Here is a 21,713-nt window from a genome sequence, read left to right as displayed (position 1 = left end):
GGCGGCCGATGGCGCGGCCATTGCGGCTTGAGGCCGCGGCCCCGGGCCGCGCCGGCCAGGTGTTCAGGCCGCCTGGTGTCCGCCGTTTTCGGCCAGCGCCTGCTCGCGGTACAGGCCCAGGGCCTTCATGACCGGCAGGTCGTTGAAGCAGAACAGGCAGGCGTCTTCGCCGGCGCTGGCGTTGGCGTGCTCGTGGAACATCCAGGAAGGCACGCAGAAGATGTCGCGTTCGCGCCAGTCGAAGCGCTGGCCGTTGATGACGGACCAGCCCCGGCCCTTGGCCACCTGGTAGATGTAGCTGCCGGTATGGCGGTGCGCCTTGGTGTGTTCGCCAGGGCGCAGCATCTGCATGCTGGCGCCTATGGTCTGCATGACCGGGCCGCCGGTCAGCGGGTTGACGTAGTCCATGATGACGCCGTCGTAGGGCGAGCCGTCGGTGACCCGCGCGTAGCGCGACAGGGCCTCGTAGGTGGGTTCCCATTGGTACTTGAGCAGCGGCGAATAGCCCTTGTCCCACTTGTGGCCGACCGGGTGCAGCGCGGTTGCGCCCCAGGCCGCCGGGCTGTCGTCCACCGGGTGGGTGACGGCCTGCTGCAGGTCGGGATGAACCACGTAGAAATTGGCCTCTAGTGCGTTCATCAGCGGGATGTCCAGCCCGTCCTGCCAGATGCAGGGGGTGCCTTCGGCGCTGACGCCGTGCTCGTGCCAGGTGCCGTTGGGAGTAAGCACGAAGTCGTTGGCGCCCAAGGTCATCTTGTGGCCGTCGACGATGGTGTAGGCGCCCTGGCCTTCCATGATGAAGCGCAGCGCGCTGGCCGAATGGGCATGCGCCGAGGCCAGCTCGCCGGGGCGCATGGTCTGCAGGCCCGAGTACAGCCAGCCGACGGCGGCGGCGACGTCTTTGCGGCCCGGGTTGTTCAGGTAGATGACGCGGCGCCCAGCCTTCTCGGGCGACACCAGATCCGCCGAGCGCAGCACGTGGGCGCGCAGATCCTGGTAGCGCCATAGCACGGGCACCGAGCTGGACTGCGGCTGCCAGGGCTCGATCTTGTTGGCGACCGTCCATAGCGCGCCGGTCTGCAGGTTTTCGAGCTCGTCGTAATACGCCAGCAGTTCGGGGGTGTCTTCGACATTGGCGCGTCCGGCGACGTCTTCGCGGTAATTGGCTCTGGCGGCTCGACTCATGGTGGCCTCGCGTATTTTTGGGTATATGGATTGGGTGTCGTGCAGTTTTTTATAAAAAAATAATAATTTTCGATAATTATATAAGGAACCGCAGCCCGATACCAGATAGAGGGCGGCAAAATGGCCGATCCCATACGTGCCGCGCGCACAATATGATGAAATGCTTTCCGCATTGGCCTGTCCCGGGCCTTTCAACGCTATGGCATCCCATGGACTGGACTCACCGCATACGCCTGCGCAACCTGAAAATCATTCTCAGCCTGGCGCAGACGCGCAATCTGAGCCATTCGGCCGCGCTGCTGAACACCACGCAGCCCGGCTTGTCGAAGTGGCTCAAAGATCTCGAGGAAGACATAGGTCTGCAGCTGTTCGAGCGGCATGCCCGGGGGCTGCGTCTGACACCCCACGGCGAGACGCTGGTGGCCCACGCCCGGCGCATCGATGCGCAGCTCGACCGCGCTGCCTCGGACATGCAGGCGCTGCGCGACGGCGGCGGGGGCAGGCTGGTGATCGGCGCTTCGGGCGCGGCAGCCTCGGAAACCGCGCCGCGGGCCGTACTGGCGCTGCTGGCCGAAATGCCGCAGCTGCGTGTCGAGTTCGTCGAGGGCACCATAGACCGGCTGCTGAATCAGCTTGGCCAGGGTGACCTGGATATTGTCCTGGGCCGCAGCGTCACCGAGCGCTACGACGAGTCCAGCGTGCGCGCCGAGGTGCTGTATGTCGAGCCCATAGACTTGGTGGCGCGCGCCGGGCACCCCTTGTTCGAGCGCGGTTCGTTCGACTGGGACGAGCTGCGCTCGTACCGCTGGGTGGTGTGGCCGCGCGGCACCCCGATACGCAATGCCATGGATCAGGCCTTGGTGGCGGTGCGCCAGGAGCCGCCGCCCGATTATGTGGTATCCAATTCGGTGACGGCCAACATCACCATGCTGAACAACAGCGACATGATAGGTACCGCCTCGCGCCGTGCGACGCTGATGCTGGGACGGCTGCAGCTGCTGCGCACGCTGCCGGTCGAGTTCCCCGGCTTCGGCTCGGTGTCCATGTACTGGCGCAGGGACGAGCTGTACCCGCAGGCGGTCGAGGCCGGCCTGGCCTGCATACGCCGCATCGCCCGCGACTACGAGGCCTGAGCAGGGCCGGTGCGCGCCCGCGGGCCGGTTTTACAGGGCGCGGGCGGCTCGGCCCGCGCTGCGGCTTGCTGCGGCGATACGGGCGCTTCAGTCCACGGTGACGTGGGCTTTTTCGATTACGACCTCCCATTTCTTAGCCGTCGCGGCGAGCGTCTGCGCGGCCTGTTCGGGCGTGCTGATCGTGGGCTGGATGTCCAGATTCTTGAGCTTGGCCAGTGCGGAGGGGTCGCGCAGGAAATTATTCAAGATGCCGTTCCAGCGCGTAATGATGTCCTTGGGCGTGCCTTTCGGAGCCAGCAGCGCGAAGCCGAAGGGCATGTCGAAATCCTCCAGGCCCGGCAGGCCCGATTCGGCCATGGTGGGTACGTCGGGCAGCAGCGGGTCGCGGGTCTTGCTCGCCACCGCCACGCCTACCAGCTTGTGCGCGTGGATCAGCGGCACCATGTTCGATACGGACAGGAAGCCGCTGTCGACCTGGCCGCCGAGCAGCGAATTGACGGCGGGGGCGTTGCCTTTGTACGGCACGTGCGTCATTTTCATGTCGGACTTGACGGCAAGCCGGAAGGCTTCGGTGGTGAGGTGCCCGGGCGAGGCTGCGCCGGCCGACGCATAGCTGACGTTGTGCTTGCCGGCGTATTCCACGAACTGCTTCAGGGTGGTGGGCCCCAGGCCTTTGCGCGTGACCAGCGCCATGTTGAATGTGCCGCACAGGCCTATGGGATCCAGGGCCTTGCGCGCGTCGAAGTGATTTTTTTTGTAGACGAAGGGGTTGACCGTGACCAGGGTGTCGACGGTCAGCAGCAGCGTGTAGCCGTCGGGCTTGGCGCGCGCCGCGTATTCGCCGCCGATGGTGCCCGATGCGCCGGGCTTGTTTTCGACGATCACCGACTGATGCAGTTCCTTGCTGGCCAGGGCGGACAGCATGCGCGCGGTCATGTCCAGCGGGCCGCCGGCGCTGAAGTTGACGACCAGGGTGATGGGGCGCTCGGGATAGGCGGCTTGCGCACTGGCACCCAGGCACAGCGTGAGCGCGCCGAGTCCGCAGGCCAGGGGGCGCTTGAACAATGGATTCAACATGGTGGTCTCCTTTGATAATGGTGTGGCGGCCTTCCGGGCCGCCGTATCCGCGAGGATCAGGCGATCGCGGTGGGGTTGGGGCTGGTGTCGGTATAGTCGAGCATGGTCAGGGCAAGCGCCTCCAGCAGGGCCGACTTGCGCGCCGCGTGCGCGGGCGCGTCCCACAGGTTGACGAGCTCCATCGGGTCTTCCTGCAGGTCGTAGAGCTCGCCGAAGTCGGCCTTGTCGTACAGGCTCAGGCGGTATCTGCCGTCCAGTAGCGTGCGCATGCGCACGCGGGTGTCCATGCCGAACATGACGCGCTGGCCTTCTTCTTCGATCAACAGGTGGTCGCGCAGCGAGCGGCGGCGGTTGTCCATGAGCGGCAGCAGCGACTGCCCCTGCATGCCGTTGAAGGGCAGGATGCCGCTGCGTTCCAGCACGGTGGCGGCGACGTCTATGGTCGAGGCCAGCGCGTCCTGGTTGTGGCGCGCCTGCGGGTTGGCCGGATCCATCCAGATGAAAGGGGTGCGTATCAGGCTGCGATAGTGGATCGGGCCCTTCCAGAGCAGCTGGTGGTCGCCCAGGTAGTCGCCGTGGTCGCTCATGAAGATGACTATCGTGTCCTCGGCCAGGCCCTGGTTGCGCAGCTCGGCCGTCACTTCGCCGATGACGTGGTCGATATGGCTGATCGAGCCGTAGTTCAGCGCGATGGCTTCGCGCGCCTCGCGCTCGGTACAGGAAAACAGCGCGGGCGTGTTCTTCACCGCCGTGGCCTGTTCGCGCTGCTGGTAGAGCCAGGCCACGTGCGGCGGCGGCGTGTGCGCCCGGCTGGCGTGGAACGACGCGGGTAGGTCGACGTCTTCGGGCTTGTACATGTCCCAGTACTTGCCGTGGGGCGTGAAGGGGTGGTGCGGGTCGGGAAACGAGCACTGGATGAAGAAGGGCTGGTCGCCCTGCGCGTATTCGCGGATCAGCTCGCGCGTCTTCATGCCGATATAGCCGTTGGTGGAAAGTTCTTCCGGCACCCGGCTGCGCCAGGCCTGGTGGAAGCGGCTCAGCTCGTATTCAGGGGTCGGGATGGCCTGCTCGGGGCCGGCTGCGCGCGCCGCCTCGGGGTGGTTTTCCTCGAGCCAGCGCCAATAGTGGCCCTGGGCCAAGTCGCCGTGGTCGACCGTCAGCGCCACGCGCGAGTAGCCGTAGAACGGGGTTTGCACGTCGTGGTTCGGGTCGTTGCGCCAGAAGGGCGCCCATTCCTGGTCGTAGTTGCCGTCCTGCGGATGGCGCGCCTCGCCTTCGGTCTTGGGGTCTTGGGGGCGGGGCCATTTTGCCGCCTTGCCCGTCATGTTCTGCAGATGCGCCTTGCCCACCAGCGCGGTGCGGTAGCCGTGCTCGCGCAGCTTCTCGACGAAGGTCGTGGCCTGCAGCGAAAGCGGGATGCCGTTGTGACGCGCGCCGTGCACCGAGGGCATGCGGCCGGTCATGAGCGACGAGCGATTGGGCATGCAGATGGGGGTGGCCACGTTGAAATTCTCGCCCTTCCAGCCGCGCGCCGCCAGGGCGTCCAGGTTGGGAGTGCGCAGGACGGGGTTGCCGTAAGCCCCCAGGTGGTCGGCTTTGTGCTGGTCGGTGATGAACAGCAGGAAATTGGGTCGCTTCATGGCGGTGGCTGACTCCTTCGGAGGCTGGCGGGCCTGGCGCCCGCCTGTTCGGCGGGCCGCAACGCAATGGGCCGGGATACGGCACCAGCAGCCTGCAGCGTGCAGTGGGACGCACCCATTATCGGCAAGTAATGTATAAATGAATAATGAAAATAAATTCTCGAAGCATGTAATTTGGTTATGGCAACGGCCGTCCCCATAGGGGTTAGGGCCTGTTCACACTAACGGTCATGGCGAGCACCGCCGCCCCCAAGGATGAAAGAGGCTTCTTTCACATTAAAAGAGGGGGCTCCTTTTAGTGTGAACAGGCCCTGGCCCGGGGCCGGCCCGCGACGGCGATTCGGCCGATCAGGAGACGCGCATGGACTGGAGCTACAAAATCAGGCTCAGGAACCTGCAGATGCTGGTGCGCTTGTGCGAGCAGCGCAATGTCAGCCAAGTGGCGCAGGAACTCAACATCACCCAGCCGGCGCTGTCGAAGTGGCTGCGCGACTTCGAAGCCCACCTCGAGGCGCCGCTGTTCGAGCGCCACGCGCGCGGGCTGGAGCCCTTGCCGCTGGCGCTGGAGCTGGCGCGCCAGGCGCGCGCCATTGTGGGGCGCCTGGATCGTGCGCGCGCCGTGGTGCAATATATGAAAGGCCCGGTGCGCCGCCAGATCGCGGTCGGGGTCTCGCCCATGGCCGCGATCGCCCTGCTGCCGGGTGCGCTGCGCGAATTCCACGGGCGCCACCCCGAGGTGTTCGTACACGTCAGCGAAGACACGGTGGATCATCTCGGTTCGCGCCTGCATTCGGGCGAGCTGGACGTGCTGATCGGGCGCCTGGAAGAAGAGCCGACGCCCGAGGTGGGCCGCGAGAAGCTGTGCGACACGCCGCTATGCCTGGCGATGTGCCGTACGCACCCGCTGGCGCACGAGCCGAATGCGCCATGGGAGCGGGCCCTGGAATACCCCTGGGTGGTGCCGCCCCCGGGCAGCCCGTTCCGGCGCCTGGTCGACCTGGCCCTGGAAGCCATGAACCAGGGCAAGCCCAATTTCCTGGTGGAGTCTGCCTACATTCATACCAGCGCCAGGCTGCTGGAAGGCACCGACCTGATCGCGCCGATGTCGCGCGCCACGGCCTGGGGGGTGCAGGGACTGCAGGCGCAGGCATTGGCGCTGCGCGACTTCCCCATCAATTACCAGGGCTCGGTCGACCTGGTGTGGCGCGTCGAGGATCAGGGCGATGAATTGATAGGCGACTTCATGGAATGCGCCCGCCGCGAGGCGGCGCGCATGCTGGTGTAATTCCATTTCCAAATCAACCGTGCACTTTGTGAAGAGTCTCCGGCCTCTCGGCCGGAGACTCTCCGCCACTATTCGGGGGCGCCTACGGCGCCGAAATGAACCAGGCCTCGCTCGTCCCCGCCCCAAAGGGCGGGCTCGCGCTCTGGCTCGTGGTCAGCTTCGCTTGCCGTACTAGGTGTACTGTCTGCGCTTCGCTTTCGCGTTCACGATCGATTTGGAAATGGAATAAGCCGCGCGCCCCGCCGGGCGGGGCCGGGTGGCGCCGTTATCTTGATTATGAATCCGTATAAAAAGACCCGCCTGGAAATGCCATGGGCCGGCCCCCTGGCGGAGGCCGGCCCATGCGGCACCGGGTGTCGGAACGTCCGCTGCGGGAACGGCGGACGCAGCGTCAGACGTGCGTCACGAACTTGGTGACGAGGTAGCCGTCGAAGGTTTCCGCGCCGCCTTCGCTGCCGATGCCGCTGTCCTTGACCCCGCCGAAGGGCGTCTCGGGCAGGGCGCTGCCGAAGTGGTTGATGTTGACCATGCCCGCCTCGATGCCATTGGCCACCTTGGTGGCGGTCTGCAGCGAGGTGGTGAACACGTAGGAAGACAGGCCGAAGGGCAGGGAATTGGCCTTGCGGATCACGTCGTCGGTGTCGGAGAAGCGGGCGATCGGCGCGATCGGGCCGAAAGGCTCTTCGGTCATCAGCATGGAATCGTCCGGCAGGTCAGTGACCACCGTGGGCGCGAAGTAGTGGCCGATGCGCTCCAGCGCCTCGCCGCCCAGCAGCACCTTGCCGCCGCGCTCGACGGCGTTCTCGACGAACTTGGCCATGGTGGGCACGCGCCGCTCGTGCGCCAGCGGGCCCATCTGGGTTTCGGGGTCGAGGCCGTCGCCGACCTTCACGCCCTTGAGGGTGTTGACGAAGCCGTCGAGGAAGCGGTCGTAGACCTTTTCATGCACGTAAAAGCGCGTAGGCGAGACGCACACCTGGCCGGCGTTGCGCACCTTGAAGCGGGCCAGCTGCTTGGCGGCGCGGTCGATGTCGGCGTCGGCGAACACCAGCACGGGGGAGTGGCCGCCCAGCTCCATGGTGACGCGCTTCATGTGCGCGCCGGCCAGCGACGCCAGGTGCTTGCCCACCGGCACCGAGCCGGTGAACGAGACCTTGCGCACGATGGGCGAACGGATCAGGTAGTCGGAAACCTCGGCGGGCACGCCCCAGACGATGTTCAGCACCCCGGGAGGCAGGCCGGCGTCGTGGAACAGGCGGGCAATGGCCACCACCGCGCTGGGCGAGTCTTCCGGGCCCTTCAGGATGATGGTGCAGCCGGCGCCGACGGCGGCGCAGATCTTGCGGATCGCCTGGTTGTAGGGGAAATTCCAGGGAGTGAAGGCGGCGCACACGCCGATGGGCTCGCGCAGCACCATCTGGCGTACCTCGGGGCTGCGCGGCGGAATGACGCGGCCGTAGATGCGGCGGCATTCTTCGGCGTGCCAGTCGGCGTGGTCGGAGCAGGCCATCACTTCGCCCACGGATTCGACCAGGGGCTTGCCCTGATCCAGCGTCATGTTGCGGCCGATTTCCTGGGCGCGCTCGCGGGTCAGCGTGGCAACCTTGCGCAGGATCTCGGAACGCTGCATGGGCGAGCTGTGGCGCCAGGTCTCGAAGGCGCGCTGCGCAGCGGCCAGCGCCCGGTCGAGGTCGGCGGTGGTGGCGTGGGGCAGCTGGCCGAGCACTTCCAGCGTGGATGGATTGGTCACCGGCTGGGTCTTGCGCCCGTCGCCGGCCAGGAATTCACCGTCTATATATAAGGCCAGTGTTTCGTACATGTGGGTGTCCTTGTGATTGACTGCGATGAAAAGAGAAGCCCGGGTAGGGCGGATATCGGAAAGGAAAGCCGCGCATGGCATGGGGCGGGCCCTGCTGCCGCCCACCGCCGGCACCCATCGCCGGAGTGCCGCGGCCGCTCGGGCGGCCCGCCGCCCCGGCAGCGGGGGCCAAGGCTCCGGCCCGGTGCGCCTGGATAAACGGAAACTGTACACCATCCGGCGACCCCATGTCGGGGCCGGGCTGCCACAGGTTTCCCATGCCACGCTTGCTATGTGCTGTCAAATAGGCTAGAATCGCTATCTTGCCTGGCAGAAGCTATGGGCCGGGCGGCACTGGCGGGGCGTTTTGCGGGCTTGCTTTTATGAAATGGAAGCAGGCTTACATAGAGGCGCTCTGGCCGGAAACCTACATGGCAAGATTTCAACCCAGGGTCGCGGCTTTTGGCCGGGCCTGACGGGACCAAAACTGGTTGCGTAGCTATAGCCAAATGGTTGGCGGGCGGCGCAGTTAAGTTGGAACAGGAAAAATCATGATCCAAATGCAGACCACGCTAGACGTGGCCGACAACACGGGTGCGCGTTCCATCATGTGCATCAAGGTGTTGGGCGGCTCGAAGCGCCGTTATGCCGGCATCGGTGACATCATCAAAGTCAGTGTCAAAGATGCCGCTCCCCGTGGGCGCGTCAAGAAAGGCGAAATTTACAACGCAGTGGTGGTTCGCACCGCCAAGGGCGTGCGCCGCAAAGACGGCTCGCTCATCCGTTTCGGCGGCAATGCCGCCGTGCTGCTCAACGCCAAGCTGGAGCCCATCGGCACCCGCATCTTCGGACCCGTGACGCGCGAGCTGCGTACGGAGAAATTCATGAAGATCGTGTCCCTGGCCCCCGAAGTGCTGTAAGGAGCGAACCATGGAAAAAATCCGCAAGGGCGACGAGGTCATCGTATTGACCGGTCGCGACAAGAAGCGCCGCGGCACCGTCCTGCAGCGCGTCGACGCCGACCACGTGCTGGTCGAAGGCATCAACGTCGTCAAGAAGCACGTCAAGCCCAACCCCATGGCCGGCAGCCAGGGGGGTATCGTCGACAAGACTTTGCCCGTCCACATCTCGAATGTGGCGATTTTCAATCCCGAGACCGGCCGTGCCGATCGTGTCGGGGTCAAGGAAGTCGACGGCCGCAAAGTCCGTGTATTCCGTTCCAGCGGCGCCGCGATCGGCGCCAAGGCGTAAGGGGCGAACAGCATGGCTCGTTTACAAGAGTTCTACCGCAACAAGGTAATGGCCGACCTGCAGGCCAAGTTCGGCTACAAGAGCGTGATGCAAGTACCGCGCATCACCAAGATCACCCTGAACATGGGTGTGTCCGAAGCCGTGGCCGACAAGAAGGTCATCGAGCACGCCGTGTCCGACATGACCAAGATCTCCGGCCAGAAGCCGGTGGTCACCAAGACGCGCAAGGCCATCGCGGGTTTCAAGATCCGTGAAGACTATCCCATCGGCTGCATGGTCACCCTGCGCGGCCAGCGCATGTACGAATTCCTCGATCGCCTGGTCGCCGTGGCGCTGCCGCGCGTACGCGATTTCCGGGGGATCTCGGGCCGCGCCTTCGACGGCCGCGGCAACTACAACATCGGGGTCAAGGAACAGATCATTTTCCCCGAAATCGAATATGACAAGATCGACGCTCTGCGTGGTATGAACATCAGCATCACCACCAGTGCCAAGACCGACGAAGAAGCCAAGGCGCTGTTGACGGCCTTCAGCTTCCCGTTCCGCAACTAAGGGGCGATGACGTGGCCAAACTCTCACTCATCAATCGCGACATCAAGCGCGCCAAGCTGGTTGAAAAATTCGCTGCCAAGCGTGCCGCGCTGAAGGCCGTCATCGACGACCAGTCCAAGACCGACGAAGAGCGCTATCAGGCTCGCCTGCAACTGCAGCAACTGCCGCGCAACGCCAACCCGACCCGCCAGCGCAACCGCTGCGTGGTCACCGGCCGCTCCCGCGGTGTTTACAGCAAGTTCGGGCTGACCCGCCACAAATTGCGCGAAATGGCGATGCGCGGCGAAGTGCCGGGCATGACCAAGGCCAGCTGGTAGGAGAAACATACATGAGCATGAGCGATCCCATCGCCGACATGTTGACCCGCGTGCGCAACGCGCAGCAAGTCAACAAAACGTCGGTCACCATGCCCTCCTCCAAGCTCAAGGTGGCCATTGCCGCCGTGCTGAAGGACGAAGGCTATATCGAAAGCTTCCAGGTTACCGGCGAGAAGGCCAAGCCTGTGCTGGAGATCTCCCTGAAATACTACGCCGGCCGTCCGGTCATCGAGCGTATCGAGCGCGTATCGCGCCCCGGGCTGCGCATCTACAAGGGCCGCACGTCCATTCCCCAGGTCATGAACGGCCTGGGTGTGGCGATCGTGTCGACCTCGCGCGGCGTCATGACCGATCGCAAGGCGCGCGCCACGGGCGTGGGCGGCGAAGTGCTGTGCTACGTGGCATAAGGAGAATCACATGTCACGCATCGCAAAATACCCCGTCGCCGTGCCGAAAGGCGTCGAAGCGACCATCAGCGCCGGCCAGATCTCGGTCAAGGGCCCGCTGGGCACACTGACCCAGAATCTTACGGGCGACGTCGTCGTCCGCCAGGAAGACGGCCGGCTCACCTTTGCCGTGGCCAACGAAAGCCGCCACGCCAAGGCCATGTCGGGCACCGTGCGCGCCCTGGTGGCCAATATGGTAGCCGGCGTCAGCAAGGGCTTCGAACGCAAACTGACCCTGGTCGGCGTGGGCTTCCGCGCCCAGGTTCAAGGCGACGCGCTCAAGCTGCAGCTTGGCTATTCCCACGACATCCTGCACAAGATGCCTGCCGGCATCAAGATCGAGTGCCCCACCCAGACGGAAATCATCGTCAAGGGTTCGGACAAGCAGGTGGTCGGACAGGTGGCGGCAGAGATCCGCGCCTATCGCGAACCCGAACCCTACAAGGGCAAGGGCGTGCGGTATGCGGACGAGCATGTCGTCATCAAGGAAACCAAGAAGAAGTAAGCGCGCAGGCAAGGACGAATCATGGACAAGAAAACCTCCCGTTTGCGTCGTGCGGTTGCGACCCGCCGGAAAATCCACGAGCTGCGCGTACATCGCCTCTCGATTTTCCGCTCGAACCTGCACATATACGCCAACATCATTTCGCCGGAAGGCGACCGCGTGCTCGTCAGCGCTTCGACGCTCGAGCCCGAAGTCCGCAAGGAACTCGCCAGCCAGAAGGCCAACGGCGGCAATGTGGCCGCTGCGGGCATCGTGGGCAAACGCGTGGCCGAGAAGGCCAAGGCTGCCGGCATCGAGCAGGTCGCCTTCGACCGTTCCGGCTTCCGTTACCACGGCCGCGTCAAGGCGCTGGCCGATGCCGCGCGCGAAGCCGGTCTGAAATTCTAAGCAAGGAACTGTCAAATGGCTAAAGCACAAGGCAAGCACAACGCCGAGCAAGAGCGCGATGACGGCTTGCGCGAAAAAATGATCGCGGTCAACCGCGTCAGCAAGGTGGTCAAGGGTGGCCGTACGATGAGCTTCGCCGCCCTGACCGTAGTGGGCGACGGCGACGGCCGCATCGGCATGGGCAAGGGCAAGGCCCGCGAAGTGCCCGTGGCGGTTCAGAAGGCCATGGAACAGGCGCGTCGCGGCCTGGTCAAGGTCGCCCTGAAGAACGGCACGCTGCATCACACCGTAGTGGGCAAGCATGGTGCCTCGACCGTACTGATCTCGCCCGCGGCGGAAGGTACCGGCGTCATCGCCGGCGGCCCGATGCGCGCCATCTTCGACGTCATGGGCGTGCGCAACGTCGTGGCCAAGAGCCTGGGCTCGAGCAATCCGTACAACCTGGTGCGCGCTACGCTCAATGGCCTGCGCGCCTGCTCGACGCCGGCCGAAGTGGCTGCCAAGCGCGGCAAGACGGTCGAAGAAATACTGGGGTAAGTCATGGCACAGAAGCAAATCAAGGTCACCCTCGTGCGCTCCGTCATCGGCACCAAAGCGTCCCATCGCGCCACCGTGCGCGGTCTGGGCCTGGGCCGGGTGAACAGCAGCCGCGTCCTGGTCGATACGCCCGAAGTGCGAGGCATGATCCGCAAGGTCGACTATCTGGTCACCGTCTCGGAAGTCTGAAGGAATCGCGATGTCTGAAACTCAACTCAACACGCTCAAGCCCGCCGAAGGCAGCAAGCATGCCAAGCGCCGTGTCGGCCGTGGCATAGGCTCTGGCCTGGGCAAGACCGCGGGCCGCGGCCACAAGGGTCAGAAGTCCCGTGCCGGCGGCTTTCACAAGGTCGGCTTCGAAGGCGGCCAGATGCCGCTGCAGCGCCGCTTGCCCAAGCGCGGCTTCACGCCGCTGGGCCAGCACCTGTACGCCGAAGTCCGCCTCTCCGACCTGCAGCGCCTGTCCGCCGACGAAGTCGACGTGCAAGTGCTCAAGCAGGCCGGCGTGGTCGGCCAGGCGGTGCGTTATGCCAAGGTCATCAAGTCCGGCGAGCTGTCGCGCAAGGTCGTCCTGCGCGGCCTGACCGCGACGGCGGGCGCGCGTGCGGCGATCGAAGCCGCCGGCGGCTCCCTGGCCTGAACTAAGGGGTTACGGTGGCTAAAGCTCAGGCACAGAGTAAGCCGGGTGCACGCTACGCCGACCTGAAGCGTCGCGTGGTGTTCCTGGTGCTCGCCCTGGTCGTCTACCGCCTGGGAACGCATATCCCGGTGCCGGGCATCAATCCTGATGCCCTGGCCGAGCTGTTCCAGCAGAATCAGGGCGGCATACTGGGCCTGTTCAACATGTTCTCGGGCGGGGCGCTGGAGCGTTTCTCGGTCTTCGCCCTGGGGATCATGCCGTACATCTCTGCGTCGATCATCATGCAGCTGATGTCGGTGGTCGTGCCGTCCCTGGAAGCGATCAAGAAAGAAGGCCAGTCCGGCCAGCGCAAGATCACGCAGTACACGCGCTACGGTACGGTGTTCCTGGCGCTGATCCAGGCCGTGGGCATCTCGGTCGCGCTGGAATCCCAGCCCGGCCTGGTGATCGATCCGGGCATGATGTTCCGCTTCACCACCGTGGTCACCCTGCTTACCGGCACCATGTTCGTCATGTGGCTGGGCGAGCAGATCACCGAGCGCGGTCTGGGCAACGGCATCTCGATCCTGATCTTCGCGGGTATCGTCGCCGGCCTGCCGGGCGCCCTGGCGGGCATGCTCGACCTGGTGCGCACGGATGCCATGTCGGTGCTGTCGGTCTTGTTCATCGTCGCCCTGGTCATCGCCGTCACCTACTTCGTGGTGTTCGTCGAGCGCGGCCAGCGCCGCATCACGGTCAACTACGCCAAGCGTCAGGTGGGCAACAAGATCTACGGCGGGCAAAGCTCGCACCTGCCCCTGAAGCTGAACATGTCGGGCGTCATCCCGCCGATTTTCGCGTCGTCGATCATTTTGCTGCCGGCCACGGTGACCAGCTGGTTTTCCAGCAACCCGCACATGCGCTGGCTGGGCGACCTGGCCGCCGCGCTGTCGCCGCGCCAGCCGCTGTATGTAACGTTGTATATTGCCCTGATCATCTTCTTCTGCTTCTTCTATACCGCGCTGGTGTTCAACAGCCGCGAGACGGCAGACAACCTGAAGAAGAGCGGTGCCTTCGTCCCCGGCATCCGTCCGGGCGAGCAGACCTCGCGCTACATCGACAAGATCCTGATGCGCCTGACACTGGCCGGCGCCATCTACGTCGCGGTCGTGTGCCTGCTGCCGGAATTCATGCAGATGCGCTGGAACGTGCCGTTTTATTTCGGTGGCACGTCGCTGCTGATCATCGTAGTGGTTACCATGGATTTCATGGCCCAGGCGCAGGCCTACATGATGTCCCAGCAATATGACTCGCTGCTCAAGAAGGCGAACTTCAAGGGTGCGGGGCTGCCAATGCGGTAAGAGGCACAATGGCAAAAGACGACGTCATACAAATGCAGGGCGAGGTTCTGGAAAACCTCCCCAACGCAACTTTTCGCGTCAAGCTCGAAAACGGCCATATGGTGCTGGGCCACATATCAGGCAAGATGCGTATGCATTACATCCGGATCCTGCCGGGTGACAAGGTCACAGTGGAGCTCACGCCCTATGACCTGTCGCGAGCCAGGATTGTGTTCCGCTCTAAATAAGCGGCCGGCTACAGAGAACTAGGAGTCAACCATGAAGGTAATGGCATCGGTAAAGCGGATCTGCCGCAACTGCAAGATCATCAAACGTCACGGCGTGGTGCGTGTCATCTGCACCGACCCCCGCCACAAGCAGCGTCAAGGCTAAGCGCCGAAACGCAACGGATTTAACGAGGAACAGTCATGGCCCGTATTGCTGGCATCAACATTCCGCCGCATCAACACGCCGAAATCGGACTTACCGCCATCTTTGGCATTGGTCGTACCCGCGCCCGCAAGATTTGCGAAGCATCGGGCGTCGAATGCTCGAAGAAGGTCAAAGACCTGACCGACGCCGAGCTCGAGCGCATCCGCGAGCACGTCGGTGTATTCACGGTTGAAGGCGATCTGCGTCGCGAAGTGCAACTGTCGATCAAGCGTCTGATCGACCTGGGAACCTACCGCGGCATGCGCCACAAGCGTGGCCTGCCCGTGCGCGGCCAACGCACCCGCACTAACGCCCGTACCCGCAAGGGCCCGCGTCGTGCTGCTGCTTCCCTGAAGAAATAATCGAGGAATAGAAGATGGCGAAAGCTTCCACCAGCGGCGCTAGTCGCGTCCGCAAAAAAGTCAAGAAGAACGTCTCGGACGGCATCGCGCACGTCCACGCTTCTTTCAACAACACGATCATCACCATTACCGACCGCCAGGGCAATGCCTTGTCGTGGGCCACGTCGGGCGGTGCCGGTTTCAAGGGCTCGCGCAAGTCGACGCCGTTCGCCGCGCAGGTTGCGGCCGAGTCGGCCGGCCGGGTGGCCCAGGAATACGGCATCAAGACGCTGGAAGTCCGCATCAAGGGCCCCGGCCCCGGCCGCGAATCGTCCGTGCGTGCGCTCAATGCCTTGGGAATCAAGATTTCCAGCATCTCCGACATCACGCCGGTGCCGCATAACGGCTGCCGTCCGCCCAAGCGTCGTCGCATCTAAGGGGAAGCATCTTGGCACGTTATATTGGACCTAAATGCAAGCTCTCGCGCCGCGAGGGCACCGACCTGTTCCTGAAGAGCTCGCGCCGCTCGCTCGACTCGAAGTGCAAGCTCGAGTCCAAGCCCGGCCAGCACGGCCGCACTTCGGGTTCGCGCACTTCCGACTACGGCCTGCAGCTGCGTGAAAAGCAAAAGCTCAAGCGCATGTACGGCGTACTGGAAAAGCAGTTCCGCAAGTACTTCGAAGAAGCCGAGCGCCGCCGCGGCAACACCGGCGAAACCCTGATCCAGCTGCTGGAATCGCGCCTGGACAACGTGGTGTACCGCATGGGCTTCGGCTCGACCCGCGCCGAAGCGCGCCAGCTGGTGAATCACCGCGCCATCGAGCTGAACGGCAGAACCGCCGACATCGCCTCCATCATCGTCAAGTCCGGCGATGTGGTGTCGATCCGCGAGAAGGCCAAGGCCCAGCTCCGCATCCGCGAATCGCTCGACCTGGCTTCCGGCCAGGGCCTGCCGCAGTGGGTCGAGGTCGATTCCAACAAGATGGCCGGCACCTTCAAGCAGGCTCCCGACCGCGCCGACGTGGCGCGCGACGTCAACGAATCGATGGTCGTCGAACTGTATTCCCGCTAATCGCGGGCTTGCAGCCGCAGTATCCCGCTACGGGCCCACTTTCTCGCCAACGAGGAAGTGGGCCCGGTGCTCTGTTTCACGGCGCCCTGCCTCGGCTGCATGGGCCGGCAGGGCACCCAAGAGTTTCCGCCGGCATTCCGGCTTTTGTCCGTCAGCCTTATCGGTGTAACGAGCCGAGGGTATTGAAAAGGAACATACATGTCGTCTCAAGGTTTTCTGAAACCCCGCTCCATAGAAGTGACCCCCGTGGGCAGGAACCACGCCAAGGTCGTAATGGAACCGTTCGAGCGTGGCTACGGCCACACCCTGGGCAATGCGCTGCGCCGCATCCTGCTGTCGTCCATGACGGGCTATGCGCCCACCGAAGTCCAGATGACGGGCGTGGTGCATGAATACTCGACCATCGCCGGCGTGCGTGAAGACGTGGTCGACATCCTGCTGAACCTGAAGGGCGTAGTGTTCAAGCTGCACAACCGCGAAGAGGTCACCCTGGTACTGCGCAAGCAGGGCGCCGGCGTGGTCGTGGCGGGCGACATCGAGCTGCCGCACGACGTCGAGATCATCAACCCCGACCACGTCATCGCCACCCTGACCGACGCCGGCAAGCTGGAAATGCAGATCAAGGTCGAACAGGGCCGCGGCTATGTGCCGGGCAATGTGCGCGCGCTGTCCGACGACCGCACGCACACCATCGGCCGCATCGTCCTGGATGCCTCGTACAGCCCGGTGCGCCGCGTCAGCTACGCCGTCGAAAGCGCCCGCGTCGAGCAGCGCACCGACCTGGACAAGCTGGTTCTGGACATCTCCACCAACGGCGTGATCTCGCCCGAGGAAGCGGTACGCCAGTCGGCCCGCATCCTGATGGATCAGATCTCGGTGTTCGCCGCCCTGGAAGGCGCGGGCGATTCCTACGAAGCGCCGGCCCGCGGCACGCCGCAAATCGATCCGGTGCTGCTGCGTCCGGTCGACGACCTGGAACTCACCGTGCGTTCGGCCAACTGCCTGAAGGCCGAGAACATCTACTACATCGGCGACCTGATCCAGCGCACTGAAAACGAGCTGCTCAAGACGCCGAACCTGGGCCGCAAGTCCCTGAACGAAATCAAGGAAGTTCTGGCCGCACGCGGCCTGACCCTGGGCATGAAGCTCGAGAACTGGCCGCCGCTGGGCCTGGAACGTCCCTGAGTTTTACCGCGGGGCGCCACCGGTGTCCCGCGCAATGAGCCCGCTGAAGCCCCGGTGTTTCAGCGGACGAGTCCCGGCCCGCGGCGCTGTTGCCGATAGAAGAGCCGGATAACCGGCGGGTTTTCCGCCACATAGATTCAAAGGAAATGCATCATGCGTCACCGTAGCGGTCTGCGTAAACTGAATCGCACCAGCAGCCATCGCCTCGCCATGTTCCGCAACATGGCCGTGTCCCTGCTGACCCACGAAGCCATCAAGACCACGCTGCCCAAGGCCAAGGAATTGCGCCGCGTCGTCGAGCCCCTGATCACCCTGGGCAAGGAACCGACCCTGGCCAACAAGCGCCTGGCCTTTGCCCGCCTGCGCGACCGCGACGCCGTGGTCAAGCTGTTCGCCGAAATCGGCCCGCGCTACAAAGAGCGCAACGGCGGCTACACCCGCGTGCTGAAGATGGGCTTCCGCCAGGGCGACGCCGCGCCCATGGCTTACATGGAGCTGGTCGACCGTCCGCAAGTCGAAGAAGCCGACGACGCCGAGTAAGCGTCCGTACAGTCCGGCCTTCGCGGCCGGAAGCGGCACGGCGGCCCTGGCCGCCACGATGAGTCCCCGCAGGTTTGCGCCCGCGGGGATTTTTCATTCCGGCTCGACGATCGCCCAGGGGTGGCGGTTACGGTGCCTTTGCTCGAATGCCCGGATCTGTTCGATCGATTGCAGCGTAAGGCCGATCGTATCGACCCCTTCGATGACCATCCGCTTGTGCCGCTCGCCTATCGGGTAGTGGTATTCCTTGCCATCCGGCCCTTTGACCGACTGGTGTTCGATGTCGATATGCAGCGGGGCTTGCGGATCGCGCTGCGCTGCGGACAGCAGGGCTTCGACTTCCTCGCGCTGCAGCGGTATGAGAAGCAGCCGGTTGTTCATCGCATTCGAGTAGAAAATCTCTGCGAAACTGGGTGCGATGACTGCGGCGATGCCGTATTGCTGCAGTCCCCAGACCGCGTGTTCACGGCTCGATCCGCAGCCGAAATTCGCCCCGCCGATCAGGATCGATGCGTTCCGGTATCGGGCATCGTTCAATACCGAATCCGGCAGCGGCGTGCCCTTGCCGTCGAACCTGAGGTCGTACAGCAGCCCATCGGCCAGGCCGGCCTTGTCGATGATGCGCAGAAACTGCTTCGGCATGATCTGATCCGTGTCGAGGTTCTCGATGGGTAGCGGCAATGCCGTACCGTCGATGGTGCTGAGCGGGCCTGTCATTGCTTCTCCAGCTTGCGTACGTCGGTAATGCAGCCCGTAAGCGCCGCGGCCGCGGCCATCGCCGGGCTCATCAAATGCGTGCGGCTGCCGCGGCCTTGCCTGCCTTCGAAGTTCCGGTTGGTGGTGGACGCGCAACGCTCGCCGTCCTGCAGGACGTCGTCGTTCATCGCGAGACACAGCGAGCAGCCCGGGGCGCGCCATTCGAAACCGGCGTCGATCAGCACCCGGGCGACACCTTCGGCCTCTGCCTGGCGGCGCACGGCGCCCGACCCGGGCACCACCATCGCACGCACGCCGGGCGCGACCCGGCGTCCGCGTGCGATCGACGCAACCAGGCGCAAGTCTTCGATCCGGCCGTTCGTGCAAGAGCCGATGAAGACGCGGTCGACGGGTGTCCCCGCGATCGGCTGGCCCGGCGCGAGTCCGGTATATTCGAGCGCCCGCCGCGCCGAATCGGCCGCCTCGCGCGAGGAGTGCGCCTGCGCGAGCGGGACGCGCTGATCGACCGCGATGGCCTGGTCGGGGCTGGTTCCCCAGGTTACGAATGGCGCGATATCGCTGGCGTCGAAGCAATATTCGCAGTCGAATCGGGCTTGCGGGTCGGTGCGCAGCGCCGCCCAGTCGTCCATCGCGGCGTTCCACGCGGCGGGCGGCAGCCTGGCGTGCGCGCGCACGTAGTCGAACGTGACCCGGTCGGGCGCGATCAGGGCCGCCCGGGCACCGGCTTCGACCGCCATATTGCACAGGGTCATGCGCGCCTCTGCCGAAAGCGCCGCAATCGTCGAACCGGCGAATTCGACGGCATAGCCTCTGGCCCCTTGCGCCCCGATGCGGCTGATGATCCAGAGCACCAGGTCTTTCGAGGACGTGCCGAAGGGCAGCGCCCCGTCGACCGCGATGCGCATCGTTTTGGCGAGGCGGTAGACAAGCGTCTGGGTCGCAAGCACGTGTTCGACTTCAGACGTTCCTATCCCGAATCCCAGCGCGCCCAGGGCGCCGTAGGTCGTGGTGTGGCTGTCGCCGCAAAGAATCACCATGCCGGGGCGCACGTAGCCGTGCTCGGGCGCGACGACATGTTCGATGCCCTGTTCCGGATCGTTGGTGTCGTAGAGCCGGATACCGGCCTGGCCGCAGTTGCGCGCAAGGTTTTCGGCCTGCTTTCTGGACGGGCCGTCCTCGATCACCCGCGGCGTTTCCGCACGCGTGGGAATAATGTGGCTCACGACGGCGAGCTGCTGGGACGGGCGCAATACCGTTCGCCCTTTTTCTTCGAGCGCAGCGAATGCCTGCGGGCTGGTGTACTCGTTCATGAGGTGCAGATCGACATAGAGCAGTACGTTCTCGGTGTCGACCGGCTGCACGGTATGGCTATCGACCAGTTTTTGATAAAGGGTTCGGGGTGGCATCGTCCAGGCCTATAGAAGATAGATGCCGCTTTCAGCGTTGTAGAAAGGGCAGGATCCGATCCAGCAAGGCATCGGGGGCTTCCTCGGGAATGTAGTGGCCGCAGGGCAAGGGGCCGCCGTCGACACTGTCGCTCCATTTGCGCCACTCGGCGATCGGATCGAAGCACTTGCCGACCACGCCGTCGGCGCCCCAAAGCGCGAGTAAGGGGCAGACGATTTTCTCGCCCGCGGCGAGGCTTGCCTGGTCGTGTTCGAGGTCGATGGTGATCGATGCGCGATAGTCTTCGCAGATGCCGTGTGCGGTGGCGGGATCCGACAGGCACCGCAGGTATTCGGCGTAGGCTTCGCGGGAAAACGGCTTGAGCCCCGCGCTGCGGGCGCCCATCGTCTGCTTCAGATACTGGTCGGGATCCGCGCGGATCAAGGTCTCGGGAAACGGCGCGGGGCGAACCAGAAAGAACCAGTGCCAGTATGCCCGCGCAAATTCGAACGAGGTTTGCCGGTACATGGCCAGGGTCGGCGCGATGTCGAGCGTCACGAGCTTGCGTACGCGCCCGGGGTGATCGATGGCCATGCGCGCGGCGACTCTCGCGCCCCGGTCGTGCGAGACCACCAGGAATTCGTCGAAACCCAGTGCCTGCATCAAATCCACCTGATCCTGCGCCATGCGGCGCTTGGAATAGTTGCCGTGGTCGGCCAGGCCCGCGGGCTTGCTGCTGTCGCCGTATCCGCGCAGATCGGCGGCCACCACGGTGTACGACTCGGCCAGCGTGGGCGCGACCCTGTGCCAGATCGCTTTCGTCTGGGGATGCCCGTGCAAGAGCAGCAGCGCCGGGCCGCTGCCTCCGGTGACGGCGTGGATCGCCACGTCTTCGGCAAGGACTGAAACCGGTTGGAAATTCTCGAACATGTGCACCTCGCAGTTTCTGCTAGTCTAATTGATGCCTATTGCGATATGGTATCGGGGAAAGCAAACTGCTGTTAACTGTAGGGAAACAATGGATTCGATTTCGGATCTCGCCCTTTTCGAGCTCGTCGCCCGTCAGGGTAGTCTTACCGCGGCGGCGCGCGAACTCGGCGTGACCACGCCATCGGTCAGCAAGCGCCTCAGCCGGCTCGAAAAGCGCTTGGGCGTACGCTTGCTGCACCGTACGACGCGGCAAATCAGCTTGACCAATGAAGGCGAGCTGTACCTCGTCCAGGGCTCCCGGATACTTGCCGATGTCGCGGAACTGGAGCAGGCCGTGACCAGCAGCCGCGCGGAGCCGGCGGGGCTGCTGCGTGTCAATGCGTCTTTCGGTTTCGGCCGCATGCATGTCGCGCCGGCCGTCGCGCGCTTCGTCGATCGCTATCCGGCGGTAGAGGTACAGCTGCAGCTGAGCGATCGCCCCATGAGCCTGCCGGAGCAAGCGTTCGACGTCGGCATTCGATTCGGCGAGCTGCCCGATGCACGCATCCACGCGCGCCGTTTGATACGCAATCGGCGGATTGTCTGCGCGGCGCCTGGCTACCTCGAGCGGCATGGGGTGCCGAAGACGCCGCGCGAGCTTGCACAGCATCAGTGTCTCGTGCTGCGGGAAAACGACTCCGCCTATGGCACCTGGCATTTTGCGCGAGGCAGGCAGGAGGAGGCCGTCAAAGTGCGCGGCCCGCTGAGCAGCAACGACGGGTTCGCCGTGCTCCAATGGGCACTGAACGGAAACGGCGTCGCGATACGTTCGCAATGGGAAGTCGATCCGTATCTGGGCAGCGGCGCCCTGGTCGAGCTTTTGCCCGACTGGGTCTTGCCGAACGCAGACATTTATGCCGTGTATCTCGAACGTCGCCAGCGTTCGGCACGGCTGCGCACCTTCATCGACTTCCTGGCCGAGTCCTTGCCGAAGTCGGTGGCGCGCGCCGGAAAGAATCCGGGCGGTTCGATAAAATGAGGTATTTGCTCGAGAACCGT

Annotated in this window: 28 protein-coding genes; 21 read left to right on the top strand and 7 right to left on the bottom strand. The window is 64.3% G+C overall.

Going from position 1 to position 21,713, the window contains the following annotated elements:
• Positions 1-63: 63 nt before the first annotated feature.
• On the bottom strand, positions 64-1,185 hold the full coding sequence (locus CEY11_RS04370; protein WP_088602721.1) for a cupin domain-containing protein: 1,122 nt from the start codon (positions 1,183-1,185) through the stop codon (positions 64-66).
• Positions 1,186-1,394: 209 nt separating this feature from the next.
• On the opposite strand from CEY11_RS04370, the gene CEY11_RS04365 reads away from it, so the two are divergent.
• Positions 1,395-2,318: a LysR family transcriptional regulator gene (locus CEY11_RS04365; RefSeq protein ID WP_088602150.1), complete on the top strand. Its 924-nt coding sequence runs from the start codon at positions 1,395-1,397 to the stop codon at positions 2,316-2,318.
• Between the two features lie 87 nt (positions 2,319-2,405).
• On the opposite strand, the gene CEY11_RS04360 is transcribed toward CEY11_RS04365, so the two are convergent.
• Together CEY11_RS04360 and CEY11_RS04355 are read right to left on the bottom strand one after the other, a co-directional pair.
• Complete coding sequence (locus CEY11_RS04360; RefSeq protein WP_088602149.1) at positions 2,406-3,395, bottom strand: Bug family tripartite tricarboxylate transporter substrate binding protein; 990 nt, start codon at positions 3,393-3,395, stop codon at positions 2,406-2,408.
• A 56-nt stretch (positions 3,396-3,451) separates the two neighbouring features.
• A complete protein-coding gene (locus tag CEY11_RS04355) occupies positions 3,452-5,035 on the bottom strand; it encodes a sulfatase family protein (protein WP_088602148.1) in 1,584 nt (527 codons plus the stop codon).
• A gap of 361 nt (positions 5,036-5,396) precedes the next feature.
• On the opposite strand from CEY11_RS04355, the gene CEY11_RS04350 reads away from it, so the two are divergent.
• Positions 5,397-6,320, top strand: coding sequence for a LysR family transcriptional regulator (locus CEY11_RS04350; protein ID WP_088602147.1), 924 nt, complete (start codon positions 5,397-5,399; stop codon positions 6,318-6,320).
• 391 nt (positions 6,321-6,711) lie between these two features.
• Here CEY11_RS04350 and CEY11_RS04345 read toward each other — a convergent pair whose 3' ends face one another.
• Entirely contained in the window at positions 6,712-8,139 is a 1,428-nt protein-coding gene (locus tag CEY11_RS04345; RefSeq protein WP_088602146.1) for an NAD-dependent succinate-semialdehyde dehydrogenase, read from the bottom strand.
• Between the two features lie 530 nt (positions 8,140-8,669).
• Here CEY11_RS04345 and rplN point away from each other — a divergent pair.
• From rplN to rplQ, 18 genes are all read left to right on the top strand, one after another.
• Positions 8,670-9,038 carry a 50S ribosomal protein L14 gene (gene rplN, locus CEY11_RS04340; protein WP_088602145.1) on the top strand — a complete coding sequence of 123 codons (369 nt, stop codon included), beginning with the start codon at positions 8,670-8,672 and terminating at the stop codon, positions 9,036-9,038.
• Positions 9,039-9,048: 10 nt separating this feature from the next.
• On the top strand, positions 9,049-9,369 hold the full coding sequence (gene rplX, locus CEY11_RS04335; protein WP_088602144.1) for a 50S ribosomal protein L24: 321 nt from the start codon (positions 9,049-9,051) through the stop codon (positions 9,367-9,369).
• Positions 9,370-9,381: 12 nt separating this feature from the next.
• The gene (rplE, locus tag CEY11_RS04330) at positions 9,382-9,921 is read left to right on the top strand and encodes a 50S ribosomal protein L5 (protein WP_088602143.1); all 540 of its coding nucleotides are present in this window, start codon (positions 9,382-9,384) and stop codon (positions 9,919-9,921) included.
• Between the two features lie 11 nt (positions 9,922-9,932).
• The gene (gene rpsN, locus CEY11_RS04325) at positions 9,933-10,238 is read left to right on the top strand and encodes a 30S ribosomal protein S14 (RefSeq protein WP_088602142.1); all 306 of its coding nucleotides are present in this window, start codon (positions 9,933-9,935) and stop codon (positions 10,236-10,238) included.
• An 11-nt stretch (positions 10,239-10,249) separates the two neighbouring features.
• Complete coding sequence (gene rpsH, locus CEY11_RS04320) at positions 10,250-10,645, top strand: 30S ribosomal protein S8 (RefSeq protein ID WP_088602141.1); 396 nt, start codon at positions 10,250-10,252, stop codon at positions 10,643-10,645.
• Positions 10,646-10,655: 10 nt separating this feature from the next.
• Positions 10,656-11,189, top strand: a complete 534-nt coding sequence (gene rplF, locus CEY11_RS04315) for a 50S ribosomal protein L6 (protein WP_088602140.1) — start codon at positions 10,656-10,658, stop codon at positions 11,187-11,189.
• A gap of 21 nt (positions 11,190-11,210) precedes the next feature.
• Positions 11,211-11,576 (top strand): 50S ribosomal protein L18, encoded by a 366-nt coding sequence (rplR, locus tag CEY11_RS04310; protein WP_088602139.1) that lies wholly within the window; start codon positions 11,211-11,213, stop codon positions 11,574-11,576.
• 15 nt (positions 11,577-11,591) lie between these two features.
• Positions 11,592-12,113, top strand: coding sequence for a 30S ribosomal protein S5 (gene rpsE, locus CEY11_RS04305; RefSeq protein ID WP_088602138.1), 522 nt, complete (start codon positions 11,592-11,594; stop codon positions 12,111-12,113).
• A 3-nt stretch (positions 12,114-12,116) separates the two neighbouring features.
• Positions 12,117-12,302 (top strand): 50S ribosomal protein L30, encoded by a 186-nt coding sequence (gene rpmD / locus CEY11_RS04300; protein WP_088602137.1) that lies wholly within the window; start codon positions 12,117-12,119, stop codon positions 12,300-12,302.
• A 10-nt stretch (positions 12,303-12,312) separates the two neighbouring features.
• Entirely contained in the window at positions 12,313-12,753 is a 441-nt protein-coding gene (rplO, locus tag CEY11_RS04295) for a 50S ribosomal protein L15 (RefSeq protein ID WP_088602136.1), read from the top strand.
• Positions 12,754-12,767: 14 nt separating this feature from the next.
• Entirely contained in the window at positions 12,768-14,093 is a 1,326-nt protein-coding gene (secY, locus tag CEY11_RS04290) for a preprotein translocase subunit SecY (protein ID WP_088602135.1), read from the top strand.
• Positions 14,094-14,101: 8 nt separating this feature from the next.
• The gene (infA, locus tag CEY11_RS04285; protein WP_088602134.1) at positions 14,102-14,320 is read left to right on the top strand and encodes a translation initiation factor IF-1; all 219 of its coding nucleotides are present in this window, start codon (positions 14,102-14,104) and stop codon (positions 14,318-14,320) included.
• Between the two features lie 31 nt (positions 14,321-14,351).
• Entirely contained in the window at positions 14,352-14,465 is a 114-nt protein-coding gene (rpmJ, locus tag CEY11_RS04280) for a 50S ribosomal protein L36 (RefSeq protein ID WP_003805360.1), read from the top strand.
• Positions 14,466-14,500: 35 nt separating this feature from the next.
• Entirely contained in the window at positions 14,501-14,866 is a 366-nt protein-coding gene (gene rpsM, locus CEY11_RS04275) for a 30S ribosomal protein S13 (protein WP_088602133.1), read from the top strand.
• 14 nt (positions 14,867-14,880) lie between these two features.
• Complete coding sequence (gene rpsK, locus CEY11_RS04270) at positions 14,881-15,282, top strand: 30S ribosomal protein S11 (protein WP_088602132.1); 402 nt, start codon at positions 14,881-14,883, stop codon at positions 15,280-15,282.
• 11 nt (positions 15,283-15,293) lie between these two features.
• Positions 15,294-15,917, top strand: coding sequence for a 30S ribosomal protein S4 (gene rpsD, locus CEY11_RS04265; protein WP_088602131.1), 624 nt, complete (start codon positions 15,294-15,296; stop codon positions 15,915-15,917).
• A gap of 198 nt (positions 15,918-16,115) precedes the next feature.
• Positions 16,116-17,102: a DNA-directed RNA polymerase subunit alpha gene (locus tag CEY11_RS04260; protein ID WP_088602130.1), complete on the top strand. Its 987-nt coding sequence runs from the start codon at positions 16,116-16,118 to the stop codon at positions 17,100-17,102.
• Between the two features lie 153 nt (positions 17,103-17,255).
• Entirely contained in the window at positions 17,256-17,642 is a 387-nt protein-coding gene (rplQ, locus tag CEY11_RS04255; protein WP_088602129.1) for a 50S ribosomal protein L17, read from the top strand.
• Positions 17,643-17,735: 93 nt separating this feature from the next.
• On the opposite strand, the gene leuD is transcribed toward rplQ, so the two are convergent.
• The 3 genes from leuD to CEY11_RS04240 are packed head-to-tail and all read right to left on the bottom strand — an operon-like array spanning position 17,736 to position 20,675.
• Entirely contained in the window at positions 17,736-18,359 is a 624-nt protein-coding gene (leuD, locus tag CEY11_RS04250; RefSeq protein ID WP_088602128.1) for a 3-isopropylmalate dehydratase small subunit, read from the bottom strand.
• Positions 18,356-19,765, bottom strand: a complete 1,410-nt coding sequence (leuC, locus tag CEY11_RS04245; RefSeq protein WP_088602127.1) for a 3-isopropylmalate dehydratase large subunit — start codon at positions 19,763-19,765, stop codon at positions 18,356-18,358. The genes leuD and leuC overlap by 4 nt, the downstream gene beginning before the upstream one ends.
• Before the next feature lie 31 nt (positions 19,766-19,796).
• Entirely contained in the window at positions 19,797-20,675 is an 879-nt protein-coding gene (locus CEY11_RS04240) for an alpha/beta fold hydrolase (protein WP_088602126.1), read from the bottom strand.
• An 88-nt stretch (positions 20,676-20,763) separates the two neighbouring features.
• Here CEY11_RS04240 and CEY11_RS04235 point away from each other — a divergent pair, with 88 nt between their 5' ends.
• Positions 20,764-21,693 carry a LysR family transcriptional regulator gene (locus CEY11_RS04235; RefSeq protein ID WP_088602125.1) on the top strand — a complete coding sequence of 310 codons (930 nt, stop codon included), beginning with the start codon at positions 20,764-20,766 and terminating at the stop codon, positions 21,691-21,693.
• Positions 21,694-21,713 lie beyond the last annotated feature (20 nt).

Source organism: Candidimonas nitroreducens (assembly GCF_002209565.1).
Taxonomy (GTDB): Bacteria; Pseudomonadota; Gammaproteobacteria; order Burkholderiales; family Burkholderiaceae_B; genus Candidimonas; species Candidimonas nitroreducens.
Note: the sequence above shows the minus strand (reverse complement) of the source record. Positions and strands in the feature narration are given on the sequence as shown.

Bases quoted from the DNA above. Each gene is read 5' to 3' on its own strand.
- CEY11_RS04370 (WP_088602721.1), bottom strand. From the start codon at position 1,185: ATGAGTCGAGCCGCCAGAGCCAATTACCGCGAAGACGTCGCCGGACGC.
- CEY11_RS04365 (WP_088602150.1), top strand. From the start codon at position 1,395: ATGGACTGGACTCACCGCATACGCCTGCGCAACCTGAAAATCATTCTC.
- CEY11_RS04360 (WP_088602149.1), bottom strand. From the start codon at position 3,395: ATGTTGAATCCATTGTTCAAGCGCCCCCTGGCCTGCGGACTCGGCGCG.
- CEY11_RS04355 (WP_088602148.1), bottom strand. From the start codon at position 5,035: ATGAAGCGACCCAATTTCCTGCTGTTCATCACCGACCAGCACAAAGCC.
- CEY11_RS04350 (WP_088602147.1), top strand. From the start codon at position 5,397: ATGGACTGGAGCTACAAAATCAGGCTCAGGAACCTGCAGATGCTGGTG.
- CEY11_RS04345 (WP_088602146.1), bottom strand. From the start codon at position 8,139: ATGTACGAAACACTGGCCTTATATATAGACGGTGAATTCCTGGCCGGC.
- rplN (WP_088602145.1), top strand. From the start codon at position 8,670: ATGATCCAAATGCAGACCACGCTAGACGTGGCCGACAACACGGGTGCG.
- rplX (WP_088602144.1), top strand. From the start codon at position 9,049: ATGGAAAAAATCCGCAAGGGCGACGAGGTCATCGTATTGACCGGTCGC.
- rplE (WP_088602143.1), top strand. From the start codon at position 9,382: ATGGCTCGTTTACAAGAGTTCTACCGCAACAAGGTAATGGCCGACCTG.
- rpsH (WP_088602141.1), top strand. From the start codon at position 10,250: ATGAGCATGAGCGATCCCATCGCCGACATGTTGACCCGCGTGCGCAAC.
- rplF (WP_088602140.1), top strand. From the start codon at position 10,656: ATGTCACGCATCGCAAAATACCCCGTCGCCGTGCCGAAAGGCGTCGAA.
- rplR (WP_088602139.1), top strand. From the start codon at position 11,211: ATGGACAAGAAAACCTCCCGTTTGCGTCGTGCGGTTGCGACCCGCCGG.
- rpsE (WP_088602138.1), top strand. From the start codon at position 11,592: ATGGCTAAAGCACAAGGCAAGCACAACGCCGAGCAAGAGCGCGATGAC.
- rpmD (WP_088602137.1), top strand. From the start codon at position 12,117: ATGGCACAGAAGCAAATCAAGGTCACCCTCGTGCGCTCCGTCATCGGC.
- rplO (WP_088602136.1), top strand. From the start codon at position 12,313: ATGTCTGAAACTCAACTCAACACGCTCAAGCCCGCCGAAGGCAGCAAG.
- infA (WP_088602134.1), top strand. From the start codon at position 14,102: ATGGCAAAAGACGACGTCATACAAATGCAGGGCGAGGTTCTGGAAAAC.
- rpmJ (WP_003805360.1), top strand. From the start codon at position 14,352: ATGAAGGTAATGGCATCGGTAAAGCGGATCTGCCGCAACTGCAAGATC.
- rpsM (WP_088602133.1), top strand. From the start codon at position 14,501: ATGGCCCGTATTGCTGGCATCAACATTCCGCCGCATCAACACGCCGAA.
- rpsK (WP_088602132.1), top strand. From the start codon at position 14,881: ATGGCGAAAGCTTCCACCAGCGGCGCTAGTCGCGTCCGCAAAAAAGTC.
- CEY11_RS04260 (WP_088602130.1), top strand. From the start codon at position 16,116: ATGTCGTCTCAAGGTTTTCTGAAACCCCGCTCCATAGAAGTGACCCCC.
- rplQ (WP_088602129.1), top strand. From the start codon at position 17,256: ATGCGTCACCGTAGCGGTCTGCGTAAACTGAATCGCACCAGCAGCCAT.
- leuD (WP_088602128.1), bottom strand. From the start codon at position 18,359: ATGACAGGCCCGCTCAGCACCATCGACGGTACGGCATTGCCGCTACCC.
- leuC (WP_088602127.1), bottom strand. From the start codon at position 19,765: ATGCCACCCCGAACCCTTTATCAAAAACTGGTCGATAGCCATACCGTG.
- CEY11_RS04240 (WP_088602126.1), bottom strand. From the start codon at position 20,675: ATGTTCGAGAATTTCCAACCGGTTTCAGTCCTTGCCGAAGACGTGGCG.
- CEY11_RS04235 (WP_088602125.1), top strand. From the start codon at position 20,764: ATGGATTCGATTTCGGATCTCGCCCTTTTCGAGCTCGTCGCCCGTCAG.